24 protein-coding genes and 1 pseudogene are annotated in these 23,440 nt (G+C 59.6%); 13 read left to right on the top strand and 12 right to left on the bottom strand.

What is annotated here, in order from left to right:
• Window positions 1-234: 234 nt before the first annotated feature.
• Together QQG91_RS03195 and QQG91_RS03200 are read left to right on the top strand one after the other, a co-directional pair.
• A pseudogene (locus tag QQG91_RS03195) lies at window positions 235-456 on the top strand (Rieske 2Fe-2S domain-containing protein); the annotation flags it as partial.
• Between the two features lie 2 nt (window positions 457-458).
• Window positions 459-1,244, top strand: coding sequence for a TIM barrel protein (locus QQG91_RS03200; protein ID WP_285771541.1), 786 nt, complete (start codon window positions 459-461; stop codon window positions 1,242-1,244).
• Between the two features lie 17 nt (window positions 1,245-1,261).
• Here the strand turns inward: QQG91_RS03200 and QQG91_RS03205 are convergent, their stop codons facing one another.
• The gene (locus tag QQG91_RS03205; RefSeq protein WP_285771542.1) at window positions 1,262-3,541 is read right to left on the bottom strand and encodes an NADP-dependent malic enzyme; all 2,280 of its coding nucleotides are present in this window, start codon (window positions 3,539-3,541) and stop codon (window positions 1,262-1,264) included.
• A 185-nt stretch (window positions 3,542-3,726) separates the two neighbouring features.
• Here QQG91_RS03205 and QQG91_RS03210 point away from each other — a divergent pair, with 185 nt between their 5' ends.
• From QQG91_RS03210 to QQG91_RS03235, 6 genes are all read left to right on the top strand, one after another.
• Window positions 3,727-4,119, top strand: coding sequence for a cytidine deaminase (locus QQG91_RS03210; RefSeq protein ID WP_285771543.1), 393 nt, complete (start codon window positions 3,727-3,729; stop codon window positions 4,117-4,119).
• On the top strand, window positions 4,119-5,420 hold the full coding sequence (locus QQG91_RS03215; protein ID WP_285771544.1) for a thymidine phosphorylase: 1,302 nt from the start codon (window positions 4,119-4,121) through the stop codon (window positions 5,418-5,420). Before QQG91_RS03210 ends, QQG91_RS03215 begins: the two co-directional genes overlap by 1 nt.
• Complete coding sequence (locus QQG91_RS03220; protein WP_285771545.1) at window positions 5,420-6,631, top strand: phosphopentomutase; 1,212 nt, start codon at window positions 5,420-5,422, stop codon at window positions 6,629-6,631. Before QQG91_RS03215 ends, QQG91_RS03220 begins: the two co-directional genes overlap by 1 nt.
• A complete protein-coding gene (locus QQG91_RS03225) occupies window positions 6,628-7,617 on the top strand; it encodes an adenosine deaminase (RefSeq protein WP_285771546.1) in 990 nt (329 codons plus the stop codon). The genes QQG91_RS03220 and QQG91_RS03225 overlap by 4 nt, the downstream gene beginning before the upstream one ends.
• Window positions 7,614-8,246 (top strand): uracil phosphoribosyltransferase, encoded by a 633-nt coding sequence (upp, locus tag QQG91_RS03230; protein ID WP_285771547.1) that lies wholly within the window; start codon window positions 7,614-7,616, stop codon window positions 8,244-8,246. The genes QQG91_RS03225 and upp overlap by 4 nt, the downstream gene beginning before the upstream one ends.
• A 91-nt stretch (window positions 8,247-8,337) precedes the next feature.
• Window positions 8,338-9,597, top strand: a complete 1,260-nt coding sequence (locus QQG91_RS03235; protein WP_285771548.1) for a hypothetical protein — start codon at window positions 8,338-8,340, stop codon at window positions 9,595-9,597.
• A gap of 3 nt (window positions 9,598-9,600) precedes the next feature.
• Here the strand turns inward: QQG91_RS03235 and QQG91_RS03240 are convergent, their stop codons facing one another.
• Window positions 9,601-10,617 carry a hypothetical protein gene (locus tag QQG91_RS03240; protein WP_285771549.1) on the bottom strand — a complete coding sequence of 339 codons (1,017 nt, stop codon included), beginning with the start codon at window positions 10,615-10,617 and terminating at the stop codon, window positions 9,601-9,603.
• 109 nt (window positions 10,618-10,726) lie between these two features.
• Between QQG91_RS03240 and QQG91_RS03245 the strand changes: the two genes are divergently transcribed.
• Together QQG91_RS03245 and QQG91_RS03250 are read left to right on the top strand one after the other, a co-directional pair.
• Window positions 10,727-11,371, top strand: coding sequence for a sulfotransferase family 2 domain-containing protein (locus tag QQG91_RS03245; protein ID WP_285771550.1), 645 nt, complete (start codon window positions 10,727-10,729; stop codon window positions 11,369-11,371).
• A gap of 180 nt (window positions 11,372-11,551) precedes the next feature.
• On the top strand, window positions 11,552-12,205 hold the full coding sequence (locus QQG91_RS03250) for a Hint domain-containing protein (protein WP_285771551.1): 654 nt from the start codon (window positions 11,552-11,554) through the stop codon (window positions 12,203-12,205).
• Window positions 12,206-12,256: 51 nt separating this feature from the next.
• Here QQG91_RS03250 and QQG91_RS03255 read toward each other — a convergent pair whose 3' ends face one another.
• The 7 genes from QQG91_RS03255 to QQG91_RS03285 all read right to left on the bottom strand — a co-directional run bounded on the left by QQG91_RS03255 (window position 12,257) and on the right by QQG91_RS03285 (window position 19,308).
• The gene (locus tag QQG91_RS03255; protein ID WP_285771552.1) at window positions 12,257-14,458 is read right to left on the bottom strand and encodes a 3-hydroxyacyl-CoA dehydrogenase NAD-binding domain-containing protein; all 2,202 of its coding nucleotides are present in this window, start codon (window positions 14,456-14,458) and stop codon (window positions 12,257-12,259) included.
• A 14-nt stretch (window positions 14,459-14,472) separates the two neighbouring features.
• Window positions 14,473-15,684: an acetyl-CoA C-acetyltransferase gene (locus QQG91_RS03260; RefSeq protein ID WP_285771553.1), complete on the bottom strand. Its 1,212-nt coding sequence runs from the start codon at window positions 15,682-15,684 to the stop codon at window positions 14,473-14,475.
• Window positions 15,685-15,695: 11 nt separating this feature from the next.
• Window positions 15,696-16,328 (bottom strand): glutathione S-transferase family protein, encoded by a 633-nt coding sequence (locus QQG91_RS03265; RefSeq protein WP_285771554.1) that lies wholly within the window; start codon window positions 16,326-16,328, stop codon window positions 15,696-15,698.
• A 36-nt stretch (window positions 16,329-16,364) separates the two neighbouring features.
• On the bottom strand, window positions 16,365-16,577 hold the full coding sequence (locus QQG91_RS03270) for a hypothetical protein (protein WP_285771555.1): 213 nt from the start codon (window positions 16,575-16,577) through the stop codon (window positions 16,365-16,367).
• Between the two features lie 34 nt (window positions 16,578-16,611).
• On the bottom strand, window positions 16,612-18,390 hold the full coding sequence (locus QQG91_RS03275; protein ID WP_285771556.1) for an acyl-CoA dehydrogenase C-terminal domain-containing protein: 1,779 nt from the start codon (window positions 18,388-18,390) through the stop codon (window positions 16,612-16,614).
• Between the two features lie 14 nt (window positions 18,391-18,404).
• The gene (locus tag QQG91_RS03280; protein ID WP_285771557.1) at window positions 18,405-18,806 is read right to left on the bottom strand and encodes a MerR family transcriptional regulator; all 402 of its coding nucleotides are present in this window, start codon (window positions 18,804-18,806) and stop codon (window positions 18,405-18,407) included.
• Between the two features lie 127 nt (window positions 18,807-18,933).
• Window positions 18,934-19,308 carry a MerR family transcriptional regulator gene (locus QQG91_RS03285; protein ID WP_285771558.1) on the bottom strand — a complete coding sequence of 125 codons (375 nt, stop codon included), beginning with the start codon at window positions 19,306-19,308 and terminating at the stop codon, window positions 18,934-18,936.
• Between the two features lie 125 nt (window positions 19,309-19,433).
• Between QQG91_RS03285 and QQG91_RS03290 the strand changes: the two genes are divergently transcribed.
• The 3 genes from QQG91_RS03290 to QQG91_RS03300 are packed head-to-tail and all read left to right on the top strand — an operon-like array spanning window position 19,434 to window position 21,686.
• Complete coding sequence (locus tag QQG91_RS03290) at window positions 19,434-19,895, top strand: PaaI family thioesterase (RefSeq protein WP_285771559.1); 462 nt, start codon at window positions 19,434-19,436, stop codon at window positions 19,893-19,895.
• A complete protein-coding gene (locus tag QQG91_RS03295) occupies window positions 19,892-20,395 on the top strand; it encodes a PaaI family thioesterase (protein ID WP_285771560.1) in 504 nt (167 codons plus the stop codon). Before QQG91_RS03290 ends, QQG91_RS03295 begins: the two co-directional genes overlap by 4 nt.
• Window positions 20,388-21,686: an MATE family efflux transporter gene (locus QQG91_RS03300; protein WP_285771561.1), complete on the top strand. Its 1,299-nt coding sequence runs from the start codon at window positions 20,388-20,390 to the stop codon at window positions 21,684-21,686. The genes QQG91_RS03295 and QQG91_RS03300 overlap by 8 nt, the downstream gene beginning before the upstream one ends.
• Here QQG91_RS03300 and arsC read toward each other — a convergent pair.
• The 3 genes from arsC to QQG91_RS03315 are packed head-to-tail and all read right to left on the bottom strand — an operon-like array spanning window position 21,683 to window position 23,396.
• A complete protein-coding gene (arsC, locus tag QQG91_RS03305) occupies window positions 21,683-22,024 on the bottom strand; it encodes an arsenate reductase (glutaredoxin) (protein ID WP_285771562.1) in 342 nt (113 codons plus the stop codon). The two genes, QQG91_RS03300 and arsC, sit on opposite strands and share 4 nt — an antisense overlap.
• Window positions 22,015-23,067: a quinone-dependent dihydroorotate dehydrogenase gene (locus tag QQG91_RS03310; protein ID WP_285771563.1), complete on the bottom strand. Its 1,053-nt coding sequence runs from the start codon at window positions 23,065-23,067 to the stop codon at window positions 22,015-22,017. Before QQG91_RS03310 ends, arsC begins: the two co-directional genes overlap by 10 nt.
• Complete coding sequence (locus tag QQG91_RS03315) at window positions 23,064-23,396, bottom strand: DUF952 domain-containing protein (RefSeq protein ID WP_285771564.1); 333 nt, start codon at window positions 23,394-23,396, stop codon at window positions 23,064-23,066. The genes QQG91_RS03310 and QQG91_RS03315 overlap by 4 nt, the downstream gene beginning before the upstream one ends.
• Between the last annotated feature and the right edge of the window lie 44 nt (window positions 23,397-23,440).

The following is a 23,440-nucleotide window of genomic DNA, read 5'->3' on the forward strand; positions in this document are numbered from 1 at the left end:
CAAGTTCCTTGATGTTCAGCGCGTCAGATTGGCGCGGAAAATTTGCAGAATAGTGGGTCAGCTATCTGCAAATTTTTGCAAACTTAGCGTAAATTAGCTATTCTCTGAATATTCAACGCACAGTTTGCAAAATTTCCCTATTGCTTTGCGAATCCGCGTAGAGCCTCCCTCGCGTGGCGTTTTTTGATCCGATTGGATCAACGCCAAGAGTGACAAAATCGCTTCGATCACAACGGTCGGACTTTGGCGATCATCCGCGACTATGAGGACAATTACTATTGCACCGATGGTCTGCATCTTGTGGATGGTCTCATGGTCGAAGCGACGATAGCGTGCCCCAAGCACTCGTCGATCTTTGACTGCAAGACAGCTGAGGTCGAAACCCCGCCCGCCTGCGAAAACCTGCACACCTACGCCGTCAAGGTGGACAGTGGCCGCGTTCTGATCGAGATCTGACTATGAGTTATACCTTTCCCCTTGCCGCTTGCGCCGAAATGCTCTGGCAGGACAAGCCCATCGAATGGCGGGCCGCAAAGCTCACCGAGATGGGCTTTGGTGTCGGCCTTTGGAATTGGCCGAACCACGATCTGGCCAAGCTTGAAAAGGTCGGTGCGCATTACACGATCATGAACGGTTACCTCGTTGGACGTCTGTCCGACAAGGAAGGCGCGGATATGCTGCTCGCTTCGGCCCGCGAAACCGCACTGGTCGGCAAGCGTCTGGGCGTTGATCGCCTGAACCTTCACGGCACGGGTCTCGGAGACTTCGGCCTTCCGATCCCGCAGCTTTCGGCCTTTGCGCCGGGGATGGAGCTTCGTGCCCGCGAAACGCTCCACCGGATTTGCGACATGGCCGAGGAACTGGACGTGGTCTTCACGCTCGAGAACCTCAATCCCGTCGATCACCCCGGCTGCCCGTTCGGCTCGACCGCCGATGTTCTGTCGCTCGTATCGGCGGTGAACCGACCGCAGCTACGCATCAATCTGGACCTTTATCATACCCAGATCGGCGAGGGCGACGTGATCCGCTGGGCCGAGGCCTGCATGCCGTGGGTCGGTGAATATCAGGTTGCCGACAATCCCGGCCGCTTTGAGCCCGGCACAGGCGAGATGCATTACCCGAACATTGCCCGCGCGATCTACGACATGGGCTATCGCGGCCCCGTCGGCATGGAAGCCTTTGCCAAAGGCGACCCCGAGGCCGCCTTGGCCGCTTTCCGCAACGCATTTACCGTAGAGGTCTGACCCGCGCCGCGATTGCCTTAGCCATAGGTTGTCACAGGCGTGCCTGCGATGGCGGCCATGTTCAAGAGACCGCGGGGTGTGATCGAAGGCGTCACGATATGCGCCTTATTGCCCATCCCCATAAGGATCGGGCCCACTTCAAGGCCGCCGCCTTTGGTCTTGAGGATGTTGCGCACGCCCGATGCGGCATCGGTATTGGCGAACACCAGAACGTTGGCGGGACCTGTCATGCGCGACTGCGGGAAGATGCGGTTGCGCAGCTCGACGTCAAAGGCGGCATCGATGTGCATTTCGCCTTCGTAGCAGAAGTCACGCGGGGCACTGTCGAGGATCGCCAGAGCCGCCCGCATACGGCGGCCCGAGTCCGTGTCGAGGTTGCCGAACTGCGAATGCGAGCAAAGCGCGATATTGGGAACGAGGCCGAAGCGTTTGACGTGACGTGCTGCGCCGATGACGCTCTCCGCGATTTGCTCGGGGGTCGGTTCGGGGTGAACCTGTGTGTCGGCGATAAAGAGCGGCCCATCTTCAAGGATCATCATCGACAAAGCGCCGACAGGGTGGAGACCATCACGTCCCAGCACCTGATTGACATAGTTGAGGTGCCAGAGGAACTGACCGAAGGTGCCGCAGATGAGGCTGTCCGCCTCGCCGCGATGGACCATGACCGCACCGATGGCGGTTGTGTTGGTGCGCATGATCGCCTTGGCCAGATCGGGAGTGACGCCCTGACGGGCCATCAGCTCGTGATAGGTGCCCCAGTAATCGCGATACCGCGGATCGTTCTCGGGGTTTACGATCTGGAAGTCCTTGCCGGGGCGAATGCTCAGGCCTGCGCGTTCGCAGCGCAGCTCGATGACCTCGGGGCGGCCGATCAGGATCGGAAGATCCGTGGTCTCTTCCATGATGGCTTGGGCGGCACGAAGGACGCGTTCATCCTCGCCTTCGGCAAAGACGATCTTGCGCTCCGCGGTGCGTGCGGCCTCGAACACGGGGCGCATCAGCAGCGCGGACTTGAAGACCGAGCTGTCGAGCTTTTGCTTATAGGCGTTGAGGTCTTCGAGCGGGCGCGTTGCGACACCCGTTTCCATCGCGGCCTTGGCCACAGCCGAGGCGACAACGCCCATCAGGCGCGGGTCGAACGGCTTGGGGATGAGATAATCGCGGCCAAAGGTGAGCTGTTCGCCGTGATAGGCCGCTGCGGCTTCGGCAGAGGTTGTCGCGCGGGCGAGGGCGGCAATCCCTTCGATACAGGCGATTTTCATCTCGTCGTTGATTTCGGTCGCACCGACGTCGAGCGCGCCTCGGAAAATGAACGGGAAGCAGAGGACGTTGTTCACCTGGTTCGGATAATCCGAACGGCCCGTCGCCATGATCGCGTCGGGCGCAACCTCGTTCAGCGCTTCGGGGAGGATTTCAGGCGTGGGGTTCGCAAGAGCAAAGATGATCGGGCGATCGGCCATCTTTGCGGCCATTTCGGGTTTGAGAACACCGGGACCAGACAGCCCGAGGAAAAGATCTGCGCCCTCGATCACATCGGCAAGCGTGCGCAAGTCGGACTTCTGGGCGTATTCCGCCTTTTGCGGTGTCATCTCTTCGGTGCGGCCCTCATAGACGAGACCCGCGATGTCACAGAGCCAAACATTCTCGCGCTTCACCCCAAGCTTGAGCAGCATATTGAGGCAGGCGATGCCCGCTGCGCCGCCACCGGTCGAGACGACTTTGATGTCTTCGAACTTTTTGCCTGCGACGTGGAGCGCGTTGGTCGCGGCTGCCCCGACGACGATGGCGGTGCCGTGTTGGTCGTCGTGGAACACGGGAATGCCCATCCGCTCGCGGCAAATCTGTTCGACGATAAAGCAGTCGGGTGCCTTGATGTCCTCGAGGTTGATCGCGCCGAAGGTCGGCTCCAGCGCGCAGACGATATCGGCAAGCTTATAGGGGTCGGGCTCGTTCAACTCGATGTCGAAACAATCGATATTGGCGAATTTCTTGAAAAGAACCGCCTTGCCTTCCATCACGGGCTTGGAGGCAAGAGCACCGATGTTTCCCAGACCTAGAACCGCCGTTCCGTTCGAGACGACCGCAACGAGGTTGCCGCGCGCGGTATAGTCGCGCGCCGTATCGGCATTGGCTTTGATCTCGAGACAGGCTTCGGCAACGCCCGGTGAATAGGCGCGGGACAGGTCGCGACCGTTGGCGAGCGGCTTGGTGGCGCGGATTTCAAGCTTACCCGGTTTGGGAAACTTGTGATAATCGAGTGCGGCCTGACGCTGAAGATCGCGGCTATCATCGGTCATAGTATGTCCTTGCAAAGATAGTTTAGTGTTAAACTAATTCCCCATTAGCCCATTTTTGATTGGTTTCCTAGGGTCATTTCCGCGATTACGCGGAGTTAGCGCTACCAAATGAAAACGCATTTCCCTTGCATCCCTCGCGGCGCGGCTGCAAATATTTGATCATCTGGTTAAAAGAGGTGGCTTCAATGTCTTTGGTCGATGACGCGCGCAAGGTGCGCGAGAACGCCTATGCGCCCTATTCCAAGTTCAAAGTCGGTGCCGCCCTGCGCACCATCGACGGGTCGGTCTTTGTCGGGGTCAATGTCGAAAACGTCGCCTATCCCGAAGGCACCTGTGCCGAAGCGGGGGCGATAGCCGCCATGTGCGCGGCGGGTCAGACCCGCATCGCAGAGGTCGCCGTCATCGCGGACAGTCCCGAGCCTGTCTCTCCCTGCGGCGGCTGTCGCCAGAAACTGGCGGAATTCGCTTCGGCGGATGTAAAGGTCACGCTCGCCACGACCGACGGACTTTTGCAGGAAACAACGGTGGGCGCGCTTCTTCCGGGTGTGTTCAGCCAAGACCACATGAGCCGCACCTGATGGATGCCCGTTCGATCAACGCCAAAGTCCGCGAGGGTGTTTCCCCGACCGAGCAGGAATTGCGTTGGTATGCGCGGGGTCTGGCCAACGGTGATGTGACGGATGCCCAAGCGGCGGCTTTTGCCATGGCTGTTCTACTCAACGGCCTGACCGAACCGTCAAAGGTCGCTCTGACCCTTGCGATGCGCGACAGCGGGCAGGTGCTCGAATGGGATCTTCCGGGTCCGGTTCTTGATAAACATTCTACGGGCGGGGTCGGTGATACGGTTTCGCTGCTTCTTGCCCCCGCGCTTGCAGCTTGCGGCGTTTATGTCCCGATGATCTCGGGGCGCGGGCTTGGCCATACGGGCGGCACTCTGGATAAAATGGAAGCCATCCCAGGTCTGAACGCCAAAATCAGCGAAAGCGAACTCAAGCGGATTACCCGCGAAGTCGGCTGTGCCATTGTCGGCGCAACGGGCGAAATCGCTCCTGCGGACAAGCGACTTTATGCGATCCGCGATGTGTCGGCTTGCGTGGAAAGCATCGACCTGATTACCGCGTCGATCCTCTCCAAGAAACTGGCGGCAGGTCTGGAAGGGCTTGTTCTCGATGTCAAATGTGGCTCGGGCGCTTTCATGAAAACCCAAGACGAGGCCGAGGCTTTGGCGCAGTCGCTTGTCTCGACCGCCAAGGGCGCAGGGTGCAAAACGGCGGCCTTTGTGACCGATATGACCGAACCGCTTGCCCCGACGCTTGGAAATGCGCTCGAGGTTGCGACCGTGATGCGGCTTCTCGAAGGAGACCGTCTCGCTGCACCGCGTCTGTTCGATCTGACCGTTGCGCTCGGAGGGCGGCTCCTTGCGCTTGCGGGCTGGGCAGAGGGTGAGGGCGAGGAGATGGTGAACGAGGCGATCCTCTCGGGTGAGGCCATGGCGCATTTCGCCAAGATGGTTGCCGAAATGGGTGGCCCGAAGCATTTCGACATGTCATGGCGCACCGATTTGCCCAAAGCGCCCGCAACCTTGGTCATCGAGGCCAAAGGTGCGGGGTATGTCCGCGAGATCGACGGCGAGGCACTCGGGCTTGCCGTGATCGCGCTTGGCGGCGGTCGCCGCAAGGAAACCGACGAGATCGACCCGCGCACGGGTCTGGATCGTGTCGCGCCCAAGGGCACTCCTGTGCAAAAGGGCGATCCTTTGTGCATCGTGCATGCCGCAGACGACACAACCGCCCAAGCGGTCGCAGAGATGATCGAAGCGGCCTTTACCATCGGGGACGTGCCCGAGATCACGCCGCTCGTCATGAAAAGGATCGACTGATGGCGCGGGCGTTTGTGGTTGTCATAGACTCGGTCGGCATCGGCGGTGCACCCGACGCGGATCAGTTCTTTAATGACGGTCGGCCCGATACCGGCGCAAATACGCTCGGCCATATCGCCGAAGCCTGCGCTTCTGGCCGAGCAGAAGAGGGGCGTTCGGGTCCTCTTGCCGTTCCTGTCATGGCCTCGCTCGGTCTGGTGAAGGCCATGCGCGCGGCAAGCGGATTTGACGCGCCGATTGGCCATGTGCCCCAAATCGGCGGGGCTGCGGTTGCGACCGAAATCTCGAAAGGCAAAGACACCCCTTCGGGTCACTGGGAGCTTGCCGGAGTGCCTGTGCCGTGGGACTGGCATGTTTTCCCCGACAAGACGAATTCCTTTCCGCCCGACATTGTGGCGCAGATCTGCGCTTTTGCGGGAACGGACGGCATCCTTGGCAATTGTCACGCCTCGGGCACCGAAGTGCTCAAGACCTTCGGCCAAGAGCACATGCAAAGCGGCCGACCGATCTGTTACACTTCGGTGGACAGCGTCCTTCAGATTGCAGCGCACGAGGAAACCTTTGGGCTGGAGCGTTTGCTCACGCTTTGCAAGGACATCGCGCCCACCCTGCACAAGATGAACCTTGGCCGTGTGATCGCGCGCCCGTTTCTGGGCAGCGGTCCCGACGATTTCAAACGCACCGCCAACCGCAAGGATTTTGCCATCGCCCCCCCTGCGCCCACGCTCTGTGATTGGGCCGCCGAAGCGGGACGTTCGGTCTATGCCGTTGGAAAGATCGGCGACATTTTCTCGATGCGCGGGATCAAAGAGGTGCGCAAAGGTCGGGATGTCGAGTTGATGCGGCATCTTTCGGATTTTGCCCGCGAGGCCGAGGACGGTTCGTTTGTCTTTGCCAATTTTGTCGAATTCGACAGTGAATACGGCCATCGCCGCGACGTTTCGGGCTATGCGCGGCATCTTGAATGGTTCGACAAGGAGCTGGGTGCTTTGATCGGTTCTTTGCAAAGTGATGATTTGTTGATCGTTACTGCCGATCACGGCAACGATCCGACGTGGATCGGCACCGATCACACCCGCGAGCGCGTCCCCGTGCTTGTCTATGGCAAAGGGGTGCGGGATTTTGGACACGTCGGCTTTGTCGATGTCGCGGCGAGTGTTGCCGAGCATCTCGGCATTGCGCCGCGTGGAACAGGGAGAAGTTTCATATGAGCCTTAGGTCCTATCCCAAGGTCGAGCTGCATCTTCACTTCGAAGGCGCGGCCCCACCGTCGTTCATTCGCGGTTTGGCCAAGGAAAAATCGATCGATATCAGTAAGATATTCGATGAGCAGGGTGGCTTTGCCTATGAGGATTTCGACCATTTCCTCAAGGTCTACGAGGCCGCTTGCACGACCCTGCAAACCCCCGAGGATTTCCATCGCCTGACCCTCGCGGTGCTGGAGGAAAGTGCCTCGCATGGGGTGGTCTACTCCGAGACGTTCCTTTCGCCCGATTTTTGTGGCGGTGGTGATCTTGGGGCGTGGCGCGAATATCTCGCCGCGATCACCGAGGCTGCGGATCAGGCCGAGCGCACGTTGGGCATCTCCCTGCGCGGGATTATCACCTGCATTCGACATTTCGGTCCGGAAAAGGCCAAAGAGGCTGCGCTTTGTGCAGCCGAGACGATGGGGCCGTTTATCCGCGGTTTCGGGATGGCCGGTGCCGAGCTTGTCGGAAAGCCCAAGGATTTCGCCTATAGCTTTGATATGGCGCGCGAAGCGGGGCTTCGGATCACCTGCCACGCAGGAGAATGGGGCGGGCCCGACATGGTGGCGGACACGATCCGCGACCTGCGCCCCGAGCGGATCGGCCATGGCATCAATGCGATCAAGGATCTCGCCCTCGTCGATCAGATCGCGGAACAGGGGATCGTTCTCGAGGTGTGTCCAGGCTCGAACGTGTTTCTGAACGCCGTCCCCTCGTGGCAGTCCCATCCCATCGAAAAGCTGCGCGAACGCGGTGTGAAAGTGACTGTTTCGACCGATGATCCACCTTTCTTCCACACCACCATGACGGCCGAATTCGAGCATCTCGCCAAGACGTTCCAGTGGAACGAGGACGATTTTGCCGAGCTGAACAAGACCGCGCTCGAAGCTGCGTTTTGCGATGACGAGACCCGCGCCCGCGTGGCCAAACGCATAGAGGAGAGACTATGACCGAGCACCTTACCATTGTCGATCACCCGCTTGTTCAGCACAAGCTGTCGCTCATGCGGGACAAGGGTTGCTCGACGTCGGGCTTTCGGCAATTGCTACGCGAAATCAGCCTCTTGCTGGCGTATGAGGTGACGCGGAGCCTTCCGCTTACCACCCGCGAGATCGAGACGCCGCTCATGCGGATGGATGCGCCTGTGATCGACGGGAAAAAGCTCGCGCTCATTTCCATCCTTCGGGCGGGCAACGGTCTTTTGGATGGTATTCTGGAGCTCATCCCCTCAGCGCGTGTCGGCTTTGTCGGCCTGTATCGCGACGAGGTGACGCTGGAGCCTGTCGAGTATTATTTCAAGGTCCCCGATGCATTGGACGAACGCCTGACCATTGTGGTTGATCCGATGCTGGCCACGGGCAATTCCTCGGTCGCCGCAATCGACAAGATCAAAGCCGCGGGGGCCACGAATATCCGCTTCTTGTGTCTTCTCGCCTCGCCCGAGGGGGTAGAACGCATGCGCGCGGCCCATCCCGATGTGCCGATTGTCACCGCGTCTCTGGACGATCATCTCAATGACAAAGGCTATATCGTTCCTGGACTAGGGGATGCGGGGGACCGCATGTTCGGCACTAAATAACGGAGAATTTGCCATATATCGTATCGACAATCGCTTTACAGGATAGTGATTGTTTGGCATTCTGCCTCCAATAGAAAAGAGGCGCAGAACGATGCGAGCAACATTTGTGGCCATGGCGGTGGTCGCACTCATCTCCCAAGCGGGCGGCGCAGTGGCGCAAGCCCAATATGCGGCGACACCGGCGGAATACCCACCGTCGAGTTTCGACGGCAACCAATATGTCGACAGCAAGGGCTGCGTCTTTATCAGGGCGGGCATCAGCGGCATGGTGAATTGGGTGCCGCGCGTGTCGCGAGACCGCAAGCCTCTATGCGGGTTCCAGCCTTCGCTTGGGTCGGCGGCACCTGCAGCTTCGACAGCGTCGGCCAGTGACCGCGACCTCATTATCAACATTCCACAAGCGACGCCCGAGACCACAACGACCGTCACGGCGAGCGCGCCTGTTACCCCGACTGCCCCTGTTGTGATCGAGATTCCGACGACGCGCACCGTGAATTCCAGCTTCCCCGTCACGAACAAGGACCCGATCCGCACGGTTGCCTCTCTTGCGACGACCGCTATCGTTTCGCCCCAGATCATCGCAACGCCCCAAGTCACCCAAGCGCCCCGCGCCACGATGACCAAGGCCGAGGCTTGTGCAGGTCGCTATGGTATCCAGCGCAGCCTGATCGGTTCGCGCACTGGGCAACCCATCGATTGCGGCCCTGCGCCTGTTGTCGCGACCGCGCCTGTCGCAGTTGCAACGGCTGCGCCCGTGACCATGACCCGCAGGGAAATGTGCGCGGATATGGGGTCGAGCGCACGGATCTATTCGACTGCGGACGGGCTTCCTGTTCGCTGCGGTCCTCAGGTTCTGTCCCCCTCGGGCTATGGAGGCGGCAGCATCGGGACGACTGTCGTTGCACCGACTGTGACCGCACCGCAGATCATTGTGCCGACCATCACCGCCGCGCAGCCGAGCATCGTCTCTGCGCCTGTGGTGACGACTGCGCCGACCTATGTCGCGCCGACGATTGTCACGACACCGACCCGAAGCACGGAACCCGCAGTTACCGTTTGCCCGCAGTCGCCCTATCTTCGCGGTGAGGGTGTGCGCTGCGGACCTCAGGCGATGAGCCCGTGGGGTGGGTCGCCGCGCGGGGGGCAAGCTCTGTCCCAAGGCGCAAGCCAGTCGTCCTATAACCCTTCGACCGAAGGTTTGTTCGGCACGAGTGTTCCCGCATCGAATGCGCCTTATCTTGCGCCTGTTTCCGCAGAGCCGCCTGCAGGCTATGCCAATGTCTGGAAAGACGATCGGCTGAACCCTGATCGCGGCCCGCGTGATCTTGGCGTGGTTTACGTCACGCAATAAGCGCTAGCCGCAAATCCCCTGAAGCGCGACCCAATCCCCGTCGGACAAAATGACGGGGCCGCGCTCTCCGCCCAATGTGTCGGACTCGATCAACTCTTGGGTGTTGGCACCGCTGGGGTCAATGTCTTTGGCAAAGGGCCCCGTTGCGACTTGGGTCTCTTCAAAGAGCTTGTAGAGCAGCGCATTGTCGAGCTTGCTTGGCGGGGTGGTGATCAACGCCTCGGCGTAATCGCTGAGTGCATCGGGCGGCAAATTCCCCGTGGTCAGAAGCGTGAAGGTCGCTCTAATCCCCATCGTGCGCAGCATTTCTTCGAGCGGGTCGGCCGACATGGCAATCGCCCGAGCGGTAAGGATATAGCCCGCTGTAACCGCAGGATCTTCGGTATTCTCGATCACTTTGCGGTTGATCATGATGATATTTCCGGGAAGCGGCATGGCTCCCGAAATGCCGTCGGGTACCACGACAAGGCTCGGGCGCGGCTGCGCAGGAAAGAGGCGGACCCGAAGCCTTTCGAGTGCGGCCATCCCGAGCGGATTGCGACAGGAGGAGCCTGTCAAACGCTGTGAATGACCCAGCAAGGTGGTGCCGATTTCCGCGCGCTTGGTCATCGGCGCGACCGAAATGGTCTGACGCACCAGAGCATTGGGGAGCCAGAAGACTCCCAAAGCAAGCACAGCCGCCACCGAAAGTCCAAGGCTGACCTGCCGCAAGCGACCAGGCTTGGGCCGCGATTTGAGCAAGGATTTTCGAACAGTTTCAATGGCGTTGACCATTGTCTCGTCTTCGATTTCCAGCGTTTCGCTTGCTTCTTCGTCGGGGGCAAAAAGAGCGGGCATTTCCCCTGCATTGAGACGCTCAATGGCAGCCAGCGACCAATGGGCGATTGGACGCTCCGCATTGTCGGCAATCACAAGCGTGGCGTTCCCGAAGGACACCACGACCTCGCGTCGTTGGGCCTCGCTGTGTTCGCGCCAAAGCCCGAGGCTTTCGAGCCGTTCATATTGCTTGAGTGCTGTCATCTGCTCGCTTCTCGCGTTTTCGTTATCTTAACCCAGCCGCGAGAGATTGAATAGCCCATCGGGCGCACGCTCAAGGTGCAAAGTCATTTCGGCTTTGCTAGAAAGCCGCATGATCATTTCGCCCGCGCGTTCCTTTATCTTTGTGCATATCCCCAAAACGGGGGGGACCTCGCTTTCGCTTGCGTTGGAGGAGCGCGCCCACAAGGACGACATCCTGATCGGTGACACACCCAAAGCGCAGAAACGTAAGCGACGGCTCAAAGAGCTAAGCCCAAGGGGGCGGCTCTGGAAGCACTCGACGATGGCGGATATCGAAGGTGTCGTTGCGCCCGATCGTCTTGCTTCGATGTTCAAGGTGGCGCTGGTGCGCAACCCTTGGGATCGGATGGTGAGCTATTACCATTGGCTCGGGATGCAGAGCTTTGACCATCCTGCGGTGACGCTTGCCAAAACGCTCGACTTTGCGGGCTTTGTCGCGCATCCGCAGACCCGCACGAGCCTCAGGCAAAATCCCTATGGCCGCTATCTGAAGCGGAGCGACGGGATCGAATGGCCTGCCCACTTCGTGCGGCTCGAGCATTTTGTCCAAGACATCGCCCCCTTCGAGGCGCATTTGGGGTTTCAGCTCCTCTTACCGACGGTAAACCGTTCCGAGCGCCGCGCCGATTATCGCTCCTATTATACCGAAGACCTCGCGCGACTCGTCGCTGAGGATTGCGCCGAGGACATCGCTCGTTTCGGATATTCCTTCTGAGGCACCCCCTCATTGTTTCGGTTGGGTGCAACAATCCATCCCGTTTGATTCAATTTTTACGCTTTTTGGGTCATTGCCCCAATTCGGCCCGAATACATCCCAATCTCGGCCCAACGAATCCCCGCAAATCAAATCCAACGAGAGTGCAAAACCCGCGCCGCTGAAAATGGATGAGAGACAATGTTTGCTTGGAACACCACTGCCTTTAAGACCGCAGATCGCGTTGCCCGCCGCCCGCAACCCGAACTTGCACTAAGCCAAGTCGCCCATGGTATCGTCGCCGGCACGAATGTCGCCACGCCCATCGGCTGGCGTCCCGTCGAAAGCGTCTTCGCCGGTGATCAGGTTCTGACCTTTGATGGCGGGATGCAGACGGTTGTGGCGGTCGAGCGCTTGACTGTATTCCCTGAAACCCATGGCGAGTCCTATGAAGACTGGCCGCTTCATGTGCCTGCCGGTGCACTCGGCAATCGTGAAGACATGGTGATCCTCGCCCAGCAATCGATCATGCTCGAAAGCGATGCCGCCGAAGCGATCTATGGCGATCCCTTTGCTCTCGTGCCTGCTGCTGCGCTCGAGGATTTCCGCGGAATCAAACGCGTTGAACCCGAAGGGATCATCGAGGTTGTGCGCTTGCGTTTTGCCAAAGACGAGATCGTGTTCTGCAATGTGGGCGGTCTTTTCCATTGCCCCGCAACGAGCGATATCCTTGGCCGCATTTTCGGCGAAACCGTCGCCCCCGAGTATCAAGTGCTGCCAATGGCCGAAGCGGAACTCATCGTCGCCTGTCTTGAAAACGTTCGCGTCGACCGCCGCGTCTGCGCCCGTCACTAAAGCGCTCGCAGCGTCATGAAAAAGGCCGCCTTGATGGCGGCCTTTCATCGTTCAGGCGGCGGCTTGGCCGTCTCCATAGGTCTCGTAGAATTCGTCGGCGTCCTCGGCCATTTGGCGCAAGAGGGCAGGGGCCGCGAAACGCGCGCCGTAGCGGGCGCTGAGTTGGTCACAGAGCTCGACCGCATAGGCCGCACCGATGATATCGAGCCACGAGAACGGACCGCCCGACCAAGGCGCAAAGCCCCAACCGAGGATTGCTCCGACATCGCCTTCACGAATGTCGGTCAGGACACCCGCCTCGAAGGCGCGAACGGCTTCGAGCACTTGCGCAAAGAGAAGACGGTGCTGAACCGTGGTCAGGTCCGGCTGCTCTTCTGCGACAGGATACCGAGCGGCAAGACCGTCCCAGAGGCCTGTGCGCTTGCCCTTGTCGTCATAGGCATAGAAGCCCGATGCGGACTTGCGGCCCATACGGCCCTGATCTGCCATCCAGAACAGAACCTCGTCCACTTCGCCGTCGGGATAGTCATCACCCATGGCGGCCTTGGTCGCTTTGGCGATTTTGACGCCAAGGTCGATCGAGGTTTCATCGACAAGCTGCAGCGGGCCGAGCGGCATCCCGACAAGCTTGGCCGCATTTTCGATCAGAGCGGGTTCGACGCCCTCTTTGACCATGCGGATGCCTTCGTTGATGTATGGGATGATGCAGCGGTTCGCATAGAAGAAGCGCGCGTCATTGACGACGATGGGCGTCTTGCGGATCTGGCGCACATAGTCGAGTGCCTTGGCAACCGCGCGATCACCCGTTGCTTTGCCCTTGATGATCTCGACCAGCATCATCTTGTCCACGGGGCTAAAGAAGTGGATGCCGATGAACTGCTCGGGGCGGCTCGATGCTTTGGAGAGCATGGTGATCGGAAGCGTCGAGGTGTTGGTCGCAAAGATGCAGTCCTCGCCCACGATGGCTTCGACCTTTTTCGTGACTTCGGCCTTGATGCTCGGGTCCTCGAATACCGCTTCGACAATCAGGTCACAGCCCTTGAGCGCGTCGTAATCGGTGGTCGCGTTGATCAGACCGAGAACCTGCTCTTTCTTCTCGGGCGTGGCTTTGCGGCGGGCGATGCCCTTGTCCATATGGGCCTCGGTATAGCTCTTGCCGCGATCCGCCGCGTCTTGGGTGGCGTCGATCAGCACGACGTTGATCCCCGCCAGAGCCGAGACCAGAGCAATGCCCGCGCCCATCATGCCCGCGCCGATGACGCCGACCTTTTGCACACGAGCGTCTGCGACCTCGGGACGGTTCGCGCCTTTTTCAAGCTTTTCCTTGTTGATGAAAAGCGAGCGGATCATCGCGCTTGACGACGGGTTCATCAAAACGTTGGTGAACCAGCGTGCCTCGATCTTGAGTGCGGTGTCGAAGGGCACCATCGCGCCCTCGTAGACCGCCGAGAGGAGCGCCTTGGCTGCAGGGTAAACGCCCTTGGTTTTGCCGTTCACCATCGCCGAGGCACCGACAAAGGTCATGAAGCCCGCAGGGTGATAGGGCGCACCGCCCGGCATCTTGTAGCCCTTTTGGTCCCAAGGCTTGATGATGTCCGCATCGGTGGCGGTAAGGACCCATTCCTTGGCGCGGGCCAAAAGCTGTTCTGCGGGGACCACCTCGTCGATCACACCTGCGGCCTTGGCCTTCGCGGGATCGTTCAACTTGCCTTCGAGAAGAAGTGGCGAGGCGGCCATTGCGCCCATTTTGCGCACAAGGCGGGTCGTGCCGCCGGCGCCCGGAAAAATGCCGACCATGATCTCGGGAAGGCCGATCTTGGCCTTGGAATTGTCAGCCGCAATTATGCGGTGGGCCGAAAGCGGAAGCTCCAGCCCGATGCCGAGCGCCGTGCCGGGGAGGGCCGCAGCGGTCGGTTTGCCGCCTTTTTTGGTTTTGAAATCCATCCCCCCAAGTTCGATTTTGCGCAGGATGCCGTGCATCTTCATTGTGCCTTCGAAAAGACCCTTGGCAGGATCATCGCCCACGCTGTCGCGCATCTTGGCAATGATATTGAGGTCCATGCCGCCCGCAAAGCTGTCTTTGCCCGAGGTGATGACGATGCCTTTGACGGCGTCATCCGCATGCGCCTTGTCGATAAGCGCGTCGAGCTCGGCGAGCCCCTCAAGGCTCAGCACGTTCATGGATTTGCCCTGAACATCCCAAGTGATGACTGCAACGCCGTCCTGGTCGACGGCCATAGTGAAATCGGTCATGACTGTGTCCTCCCTCAGACGCGTTCAATGATGGTTGCAGCGCCCATGCCGGACGCGATGCAGAGCGTGGCAAGGCCGACGCCTTTGCCAGAACGCTCCAGCTCGTCGAGAAGGGTGCCGATGATGATCGCGCCCGTTGCGCCAAGCGGGTGGCCCATCGCGATGGAACCGCCGTTCACGTTGACCTTGCTGTCTTCGACGTCAAAGGCCTGCATGAAGCGCAGCACGACAGATGCAAAGGCTTCGTTCACTTCGAAGAGGTCGATATCGCTGATCGCCATTCCGTTGTCGCGCAGGATTTTCTCGGTCACGGGAACGGGACCTGTCAGCATGATCGTGGGGTCGGTGCCGATCTTGGCCGTGGCCTTGATCCGCGCACGAGGCTTGAGCCCCCACTTCTCGCCGAATTCCTTATTGCCGATCAGGATGCCTGCCGATCCGTCCACGATACCCGACGAGTTCCCCGCATGGTGGATGTGGTTGATCCGTTCCAGATGCGGGTATTTCATCAAAGCCACGTTGTCGAAACCGGGCATCACCTCGCCGATGTCCTTGAACGAGGCCTTGAGCGCACCAAGCGCCTGCATGTCCGTGTCGGGACGCATGAACTCGTCGTTGTCCAGAATGGTGAGACCGTTCTGGTCGCGCACGGGAATGACCGACTTGGCAAAGCGGCCATCGTCCCAAGCGGCTTTGGCCCGCTTTTGTGATTCAACGGCAAGCGCGTCCGCCATATCGCGGGTGAACCCGTATTCGGTGGCGATGATGTCGGCCGAAATGCCTTGGGGGACGAAATAGGTCTCCATCGCAAGGGTCGGATCAACCGCAATCGCTGCACCGTCCGAGCCCATGGCCACGCGGCTCATCATCTCGACTCCGCCTGCGATATAGGCCGAACCTGCGCCGCCCTTGATCTGGTTGGCGGCAAGGTTCACGGCCTCCATGCCCGAGGCACAGAAGCGGTTGATCGCAAGACCCGGGATCGCCTGATCAAGGTCGGAGGCCAGAACGGCCGAACGGGCCAGACAGCCGCCTTGTTCGCCGACCTGCGTCACGTTCCCCCAGATCACGTCCTCGACCGCATGACCCTCAAGTCCGTTGCGCTCTTTGAGGGCGTTTAGAACCTGCGCCGAGAGTCGGACGCTGGTCACTTCGTGAAGGCTCCCGTCGGCGCGTCCTTTGCCGCGCGGGGTGCGCACTGCGTCATAGATATAGGCTTCGGTCATCTGGGTCCTCCTCAGGCGCCGCGGAATGCGCGGGGCATCAAATCATAAGGGTGTTTCCAACCGGGGAGGGCCGAAATGCGGTCCAGCCAGCGGTCGATATTGGGATAGTCTGCGCGGTTGAAATTGAACTCTTCGGGATAGAAGAGATAGGCGCAGCAGGTGAAATCGGCGATGGTCGGGCGGTCTGCGGCGATCCAATCGCGGTTTGCAAGATGGGCGTCGAGCACCGCAAAGGCGGATTTCACGCGGCCCGTGGTAAAGGCGATCACCTCTTGCGGGCGCTTCTCCTCGGGAAGGAAATTCATCAGGAACCGCAACATGCCAGCCTGGCTCGAAAGCTTGTGGTTGTCCCACAAAATCCAGCGCAGGATCTCGCGTTCCTCTTCTTTAGTCTTGGGGCCGAACTTGCCCGTTGTCTCAACAAGATGCTGCAAGATGACGCCCGATTGGGTGATCTTGGTCGCACCGTCTACGAACACGGGGCATTCGCCCATCTCGTTCACTTCGCGAAAGGCGGGGCTTCGGCTTTCGCCTGCGAAGAAGTCCACAAAACGCGGTGTCCAGTCGAGACCGCACAGCTCGAGCATCAAAGCCACTTTGTAAGAGTGGCCGCTTTCACCAAAACAATAGAGTTCGATCGTCATCAGCTTTGCCCTGTTGGTTGTCGGCAAGCGCCGTGATCAGCGCTTGCGGTCTTCAAGTTCCGAGTTGAACCGACGCAACCGCTGACCAAGCATTTCTTGATCCATGATCGCGTCAAAGTTCTCGAAGAGGAAAGAGAGCGCCTCGCCTTCGTCGAGCCCCGCCTCTTGGGCGAACCGTTTCAGCTTGCGATACCCGTCTTCGGTCATGGCAACGGGAAAGCGGCGGGTGAGGCGAAAGCGTTTGGGCATTCTCTTGTCTCTTCGTTGTTGTGTCTCCTGAAACCTAGAAGTTCTCGGCCGAAAGCGCCATCACGCTATCCGCCCCCGACTGGATACGGCCAAGGTGCATCGCCACCGCAGGAAGCTGGCGCTGCATATAGTAGCGGCCCGTGGTCAGCTTGGTTTCATAGAACGCCTTGTCCGCAGCACCGCCTTCAAGCGCCTCGAGCGAGGCCTTGGCCATCTTGGCCCACATCAGACCAAAGCAGACGTGGCCGGTGAGGTGCATGAAGTCATAGGAACCGGCCAGCGCGTGGTTCGGGTTCTTCATGCCGTTCTGCATGAAATACATGGCAGCGGCTTGGAGAGCCTTGGATGCCTCTTTGAGCGGATCAAGGAAGTCTTTCTTGAGCGCCTCGTTGGCCTCGTTGTCCTTGATGAAGCTTTTGACCAGATCAAAGAACGCCATGACATGCTTGCCGCCGTCTTGTGCAAGCTTGCGCCCCACAAGGTCGAGCGCCTGAATGCCGTTCGCGCCTTCGTAGATCATGGCGATCCGGGCATCGCGGGCGAATTGGGACATGCCCCATTCCTCGATATAGCCGTGACCGCCATAGACCTGTTGTGCCTGAACGGCCATGTCAAAGCCCTTGTCGGTTTGAAAGCCCTTGATCACGGGGGTGAGCAGGGACACCAGACCTTCGGCGTCTGCGTCGCCCGTGCGATGGGCCTTGTCCAGAAGGAGCGCCCCCCAATAGGTAAAGGCGCGCGCACCTTCGACAAAGGACTTTTGGTCCAGAAGGTTGCGGCGGATGTCGGGATGCACGATCAACGGATCGGCAGGGCCTTCGGGGTTTGCGGCGCCCGTAACGGCACGGCCCTGAAGGCGGTCCTTGGCATAGGCGACGGCGTTCTGATAGGCGGCTTCGGCCTGAGCATAGCCCTGAAGACCGACGCCGAGGCGGGCTTCGTTCATCATGGTGAACATGGCGCGCATGCCCTTGTGCTCTTCGCCCAAGAGATAGCCCGTGGCCCCGTCATAGTTCATGACGCAGGTGGCGTTGCCGTGAATGCCCATCTTTTCTTCGATCTTGCCGACCGAAACCGCGTTGCGCGCGCCAAGGCTTCCGTCGTCGTTCACATGGACTTTGGGCACGATAAAGAGCGACACGCCCTTGATGCCTTCGGGGCCGCCGACGATCTTGGCAAGCACAAGGTGGATGATGTTCTCGGCCAGATCGTGATCACCTGCCGAGATGAAAATCTTCTGGCCCGTGATCTTGTAGCTTCCGTCGGCTTGTGGTTCCGCCTTGGTGCGCATCAGGCCCAGATCGGTGCCGCAGTGCGGCTCGGTCAGGTTCATGGTGCCCGTCCATTCGCACGTCACCATCTTGGGGAGATATTTGGCCTTTTGCGCGTCCGAGCCGTGGGCATGGATTGCCGAATAAGCCCCGTGCGTCAGCCCCTGATACATGTTGAAGGCCATATTCGCCGAAACAAAGCTTTCCTGAACGGCGGTGTGCATCAGATAGGGGAGGCCCTGACCGCCGTAGTCGGGATCACAATCCAGAGCGGTCCAGCCGCCTTCTTTCATTTGCTCAAAGGCCTCTTTGAAGCCCTTGGGCGTGCGCACAACGCCGTTTTCGAAATGGCAGCCTTCCTTGTCGCCGACCACATTGAGCGGGGCGAGAACCTCGGACGCGATCTTGCCCGCTTCTTCGAGCACGGCACCTGTGAAGTCGCGGTCCATTTCGTCATAGCCCGGGATCGGCTGTTCGCTCACTTTGAAAAGGTCGTGGAGCACAAATTGGATATCTTTGGTCGGTGCGGTAAATACCGGCATCTTTCTCTCCCTAATTAAACGTTTTGCTCGTCAATTTTTTCGAGCTCGGCGAGGCGCTTTTCGCCCCACACCATCTGTTCCTTGAGTTCCTCGATTGCGACTTGCAGCTCGTCGCGCTGGGCTTCCATGTCGGCCAAATGCTTGCGGGCAAGGATTTGCGTGCGCTCAAGCTGGGTGCGCTGTTGGTCGCCGACATAATAAAGGTCGAGCAACTGGCGGATTTCTTCGAGGCTGAAGCCAAAGCGCTTGCCGCGCAGGATAAGCTTCAAACGGGCTTGATCGCGCTTGGTGAACAAACGTTGCTGGCCGCGTCGTTCCGGAAACAACAGCTCTTTGGCTTCGTAAAACCGCAAGGTGCGCGGCGTTACGTCGTAAGCCTCGCACATTTGGCGAATTGTCAGTTGGGTGTCCGTCATATTCTCCCCTCGGCGCATGTCCGTCAGAGGCTGAACATGCGTATCGTGTGGAGAGCATACAAGCAAAGATGACGTTAACGTAAACGTAACGTGGCGTCAGGACCTGCGATGACCGAAGGTCACTTTGTTATTCGGGGGGAAGGAGCTTTCGCGTGGTCTCTCTCAGCGCTTCGAGATCGCTGATCGTCTCGTCCAATTGGCGGCGCTGTTCGATGAGGTCGGCAAGTTTGTTGTTCGCTTCGTCGATAAAGGTCCGATACTGCGCCTCGGTTCCCATTTGATCATAGATCAAAAGCCACTGACGGATTTCCTCGAGGCTGAAACCGAATTTGCGACCGCGCAGAATCAGCGTCATCCGCGCAAGTTCGCGCGAACGGTAATAGCGGGATCGGCCTTCCTTTTCGGGTGTGAGCAGCTCGATATATTCGTAATACCGCAACGTGCGCGGCGTGACGTCGAAGCGTGCGCACATTTCTTTGAAGCTCAAGCGCTGATTGGGCATCCGGACCTCTCCCCTTTGGGCGAATTTAACTTTTTTATCTTTGAATGCGCAACTCTCTCGAGGACGTCTCTTTGGGCTTGCTCGTTGCGGATGGGCAGGACAAAACTGCCATAAGGAGTAACGATATGACCACACCCGATCAAAGCGTTTCCGCACAGGTGCGCCAAAAGATAGCACGTCAGTTTATCGAAGCGATCCCGCATTCTCGAACCTTGGGTATGCGCCTGACCGAATTGGGGGAGGGCACGGCCTGTATCGAGATGCCCTATGATGAAAAACTGATCGGTGATCCCGAAACGGGTGTCATCCACGGAGGGGCTGTTTCTGCCCTGATGGACACCTGTTGCGGCGCTGCGGTGATGGCGCATCCGACTGGGCCGATTGCAACGGCGACACTGGATTTGCGTATCGACTATATGCGGTCCGCAACGCCGGGTCAGAAATTGGTTACGACCGCCCATTGCTATCACGCGACCCGCACTGTCGCTTTCGTGCGCGCCACCACCACGGACGAGGACACCTCGCGCCCCGTGGCCACGGCAACGGGCGCCTTCTCGCTCGAGCGCGCAAAAGGCGGTGCGGCATGAGACGTCCCGTTGAACCCGTTCAGGTCGTGAAAAAACGCCGCGACGAGGCGCTTCAGAAGCTCATCGGTCAGGTGCCCTATATCCGGTTTCTCGGGGTCGAATTCGACCGTCGCGGTGATGAGCTTACGGCTGTTCTGCCCTTCAAGGACGAGTTGATCGGCAATCCCATGCTGCCCGCGATCCATGGCGGTGTGACGGCTGCTTTCCTCGAAATCACCGCTATCATCGAACTCAGCTGGGGACTTCTCTGGGAGGATATGGAAAAGCCCGAGAATTCCGACTTCAGATTTGGCGACGCGCCGTTCAAACTCCCCAAGACCATTGATTTTACGGTGGATTATCTGCGCTCCGGACTTCCGCGGGATGCCTATGCGCGGGCGCGGGTGAACCGCTCGGGTCGCCGCTATGCCTCGGTCCATGTCGAAGCCTGGCAGGACAACCGCAGTCGCCTTTTTGCCCAAGCGTCGGGCCATTTCCTGATGCCATCTCGTGATGAGTAGGGCGCTGACCCACAGACGTATTCTCGCCATCGCGGTTCCGATCGTGATCTCGAACGCCACCGTTCCGCTGTTGGGATTGGTGGACACCGGCGTTGTGGGCCAGTTGGGTGCGGCCGAGCCTATCGGGGCCGTGGCCATCGGCGCTTTGATCTTGTCGAGCGTTTATTGGATTTGCGGGTTTCTGCGCATGGGCACCACAGGCATGACGAGTCAGGCCCTTGGCGCCGAGGATATGGGCGAGGTTGCCGCACTTCTTCAACGCGGGCTGCTCGTCGGTTTCGGGTTCGGGCTTGCGGTGATTGTGCTGCAATGGCCGCTGTTCATCGGCGCTTTTGCCCTCTCACCCGCCACACCCGAGGTCGAAGCCATGGCGCGCAGCTATATGGCCATTCGCGTCTGGTCCGCCCCTGCAACGATCGCGCTTTATGCGGTGACGGGCTGGCTGATCGCGCACGAAAGATCCCGCGCCGTCCTTGCGCTTCAGGTCTGGATGAACGGGCTCAATATCTTGCTCGATGTTGTGTTCGTGCTGGGGCTGGGTTGGGGCGTCGAAGGGGTGGCGATTGCGACCTTTCTTGCCGAATGGACGGGGCTTGCGCTCGGTCTTTGGCTCTGCCGTGCAGGGCTGCGCCGCTTGGGGCTTCCCGCGATCCTCGATCCGCTTCGTATCAAGCGGATGATTTCGGTGAACGGGGATATTCTGATCCGGACCGTTGCGCTCCAGTCAGTGGTCGTCACTTTCATGTTCTGGGGAGCGGGCTTCGGGAATGTGGAGCTTGCCGCCAATCAGGTGCTGATGCAATTCGTCAGCCTTGTAGCCTTTGCCTTGGACGGGTTCGCGTTTTCCTCGGAATCCCTCGTCGGGCAAGCGATGGGTCGAAAGGATCAGGCGGGCTTGCGCCGTGCGGCTTTGATGACATCGGGGCAGGGGGCGGTGGCGGCCGTTCTGATGGCGCTGGCCTTTGCGGTCTTTGGCGGCCCGATCATCGATCTTTTGACGACGGCGCCCGAGGTGCGGGCCGAGGCGCGGGTGTTCCTGCCTTATATGATCGTCGGCACCGTGATCGCGCTTCCGGGATGGATGCTGGACGGGATATTCATCGGCGCGACACGTAGCCGAGACATGCGCAACATGATGCTTTTGTCATTCGGACTATATCTCCTGGCGGCATTCCCGCTCATGAGCGCCTTTGGCAATCACGGGCTTTGGATGGCCCTTATTTTCAGCTGGATCATGCGGGGGATCACGCTCGGAGCACGCTATCCCGCACTCGAACGCGCTGCCGCCTAGAGTATGTCCAGAACGGCTTCGGGGGGACGTCCGATCGCGGCTTTGCCCTTTGCAAAGAGAATGGGGCGTTCGATCAGCTTGGGATTTTGGACCATCGCCTCAAGAAGCGTGGCCTCGTCTGCACTCTCTAGCCCGAGGTCTTTGAACAGGGTTTCGCCCTTGCGGATGATCTGCGAGGGTGTCTTGCCCAAGAGTTCGAGCGCGTGCCCAAGCTCTTCCTTGCTCGGAGGCGTGTCGAGATAGAGCCGCGTTTCCACCGCAACGCCGCGCTCCCCAAGGAGCGCAAGCGTTTGGCGCGATTTGGAACAACGCGGATTGTGCCAGAGGATTACAGCCACTGATCCCGCCCTTTGCCGACCGCATCTGCAACATTGGCAAAGCCGTCACGCTCCAAAAGCCGATCAAGACCGCGTGTGATCTCGTCCACAAGACTGATCCCGCCGTAAACGAGCGCGGTATAGAGTTGCACGACCGAGGCCCCAGCAAGGATCTTGGCATAGGCTTGCTCGGCGCTGCCGACACCACCGACGCCGATGAGTGGAACAGAGGTCAGCGTGGACAGGCGCGCCAGAACGCGCGTGGACTTTTCGAACAAAGGAGCGCCCGAAAGGCCGCCCATCTGGTCTTTGTCTGCACTTTTCAAACCTTCGCGCGAAAGGGTCGTGTTGGTTGCTATCACCGCCGAGACGCCTGAAGTGTTCGCGACTTCGGCAACATCCGCGATTTCCGCGTCGGTCAGATCAGGTGCAATCTTGAGGAAGATCGGGATCGGACGATCGAGGTTCGCATTCGCCGCCATAACGCCGGAAAGGAGTGCGGAGAGCGCGGCCTTGCCCTGAAGGTCCCGCAGTTTTTCGGTGTTGGGCGAGGAGACGTTGACCGTCGCAAAGTCGAGATGCGCGCCGCAACGGCTCAGGACTTTGGCAAAGTCCGAGGCGCGGTCCTCGCTGTCTTTGTTGGCGCCGAGATTGAGCCCGATCACGCCGCCCTTGGGCCGCTGGGCCAGCCGCTCTGCAATCGCGTCCATGCCGTCGTTGTTGAACCCGAAACGATTGATGGCGGCCTTGTCCTCGGAAAGACGGAAGAGGCGCGGCTTGGGATTGCCGGGTTGCGGGCGCGGGGTGGCTGCGCCGACCTCTACAAAGCCGAAACCGCATTTGGCAAGCGGGTGGAGCGCGGTGGCGTTCTTGTCGAAACCTGCGGCAAGTCCGACAGGATTGGGCATTTCCAGCCCCGCAATTGACGTTTTCAAACGTGAGCTGCTGAACGGTCCTGCTTTGGGGCCAAGGCCCATCTGGAGCGCTCGGATCGCAAGACCATGGGAAACTTCGGGGTCGATGCTGCGCAGCGCGACCATGCCGAACTGTTCAAGAAGCTTCATGTCATCTCCGGAAACTGGTGGATGCCGTCGACAAGCGGGAGCGGTTTGCTCCACAAAACATCGCCGAGACGGATGGGGCGATAAAGATGCGGGAACAGCGCTCCGCCGCGCGAGGGCTCCCATACGAGCGGATCAAGCGCTTCGCTTTCGAGACCGAGAAGAACGAGCCCCTCTTCGCCTGCAAAGTGCTTGGCGGCGGTTTCCTTGACCTGCTCGGCGGTGGAAAAATGGATGTAGCCGTCGATCACGTCGATCGGTGCACCCAAAGTTTCGCCCTTGGACTGAAGCTCGGCCCATTCGCCAGCACGGAAAATCTTGTAAATCAGCATGGCGCGGTGATGCCGAATGGCAGCCAGCGGGTCAAGGGGCTTTG

The organism is Marivivens sp. LCG002, from assembly GCF_030264275.1.
Lineage (GTDB): Bacteria > Pseudomonadota > Alphaproteobacteria > Rhodobacterales > Rhodobacteraceae > Marivivens.

Coding starts and splice junctions, on each gene's coding strand:
- QQG91_RS03200 (WP_285771541.1), top strand. CDS start 459: ATGAGTTATACCTTTCCCCTTGCCGCTTGCGCCGAAATGCTCTGGCAG.
- QQG91_RS03205 (WP_285771542.1), bottom strand. CDS start 3,541: ATGACCGATGATAGCCGCGATCTTCAGCGTCAGGCCGCACTCGATTAT.
- QQG91_RS03210 (WP_285771543.1), top strand. CDS start 3,727: ATGTCTTTGGTCGATGACGCGCGCAAGGTGCGCGAGAACGCCTATGCG.
- QQG91_RS03215 (WP_285771544.1), top strand. CDS start 4,119: ATGGATGCCCGTTCGATCAACGCCAAAGTCCGCGAGGGTGTTTCCCCG.
- QQG91_RS03220 (WP_285771545.1), top strand. CDS start 5,420: ATGGCGCGGGCGTTTGTGGTTGTCATAGACTCGGTCGGCATCGGCGGT.
- QQG91_RS03225 (WP_285771546.1), top strand. CDS start 6,628: ATGAGCCTTAGGTCCTATCCCAAGGTCGAGCTGCATCTTCACTTCGAA.
- upp (WP_285771547.1), top strand. CDS start 7,614: ATGACCGAGCACCTTACCATTGTCGATCACCCGCTTGTTCAGCACAAG.
- QQG91_RS03235 (WP_285771548.1), top strand. CDS start 8,338: ATGCGAGCAACATTTGTGGCCATGGCGGTGGTCGCACTCATCTCCCAA.
- QQG91_RS03240 (WP_285771549.1), bottom strand. CDS start 10,617: ATGACAGCACTCAAGCAATATGAACGGCTCGAAAGCCTCGGGCTTTGG.
- QQG91_RS03245 (WP_285771550.1), top strand. CDS start 10,727: ATGATCATTTCGCCCGCGCGTTCCTTTATCTTTGTGCATATCCCCAAA.
- QQG91_RS03250 (WP_285771551.1), top strand. CDS start 11,552: ATGTTTGCTTGGAACACCACTGCCTTTAAGACCGCAGATCGCGTTGCC.
- QQG91_RS03255 (WP_285771552.1), bottom strand. CDS start 14,458: ATGACCGATTTCACTATGGCCGTCGACCAGGACGGCGTTGCAGTCATC.
- QQG91_RS03260 (WP_285771553.1), bottom strand. CDS start 15,684: ATGACCGAAGCCTATATCTATGACGCAGTGCGCACCCCGCGCGGCAAA.
- QQG91_RS03265 (WP_285771554.1), bottom strand. CDS start 16,328: ATGACGATCGAACTCTATTGTTTTGGTGAAAGCGGCCACTCTTACAAA.
- QQG91_RS03270 (WP_285771555.1), bottom strand. CDS start 16,577: ATGCCCAAACGCTTTCGCCTCACCCGCCGCTTTCCCGTTGCCATGACC.
- QQG91_RS03275 (WP_285771556.1), bottom strand. CDS start 18,390: ATGCCGGTATTTACCGCACCGACCAAAGATATCCAATTTGTGCTCCAC.
- QQG91_RS03280 (WP_285771557.1), bottom strand. CDS start 18,806: ATGACGGACACCCAACTGACAATTCGCCAAATGTGCGAGGCTTACGAC.
- QQG91_RS03285 (WP_285771558.1), bottom strand. CDS start 19,308: ATGCCCAATCAGCGCTTGAGCTTCAAAGAAATGTGCGCACGCTTCGAC.
- QQG91_RS03290 (WP_285771559.1), top strand. CDS start 19,434: ATGACCACACCCGATCAAAGCGTTTCCGCACAGGTGCGCCAAAAGATA.
- QQG91_RS03295 (WP_285771560.1), top strand. CDS start 19,892: ATGAGACGTCCCGTTGAACCCGTTCAGGTCGTGAAAAAACGCCGCGAC.
- QQG91_RS03300 (WP_285771561.1), top strand. CDS start 20,388: ATGAGTAGGGCGCTGACCCACAGACGTATTCTCGCCATCGCGGTTCCG.
- QQG91_RS03310 (WP_285771563.1), bottom strand. CDS start 23,067: ATGAAGCTTCTTGAACAGTTCGGCATGGTCGCGCTGCGCAGCATCGAC.
- QQG91_RS03315 (WP_285771564.1), bottom strand. CDS start 23,396: ATGCTGATTTACAAGATTTTCCGTGCTGGCGAATGGGCCGAGCTTCAG.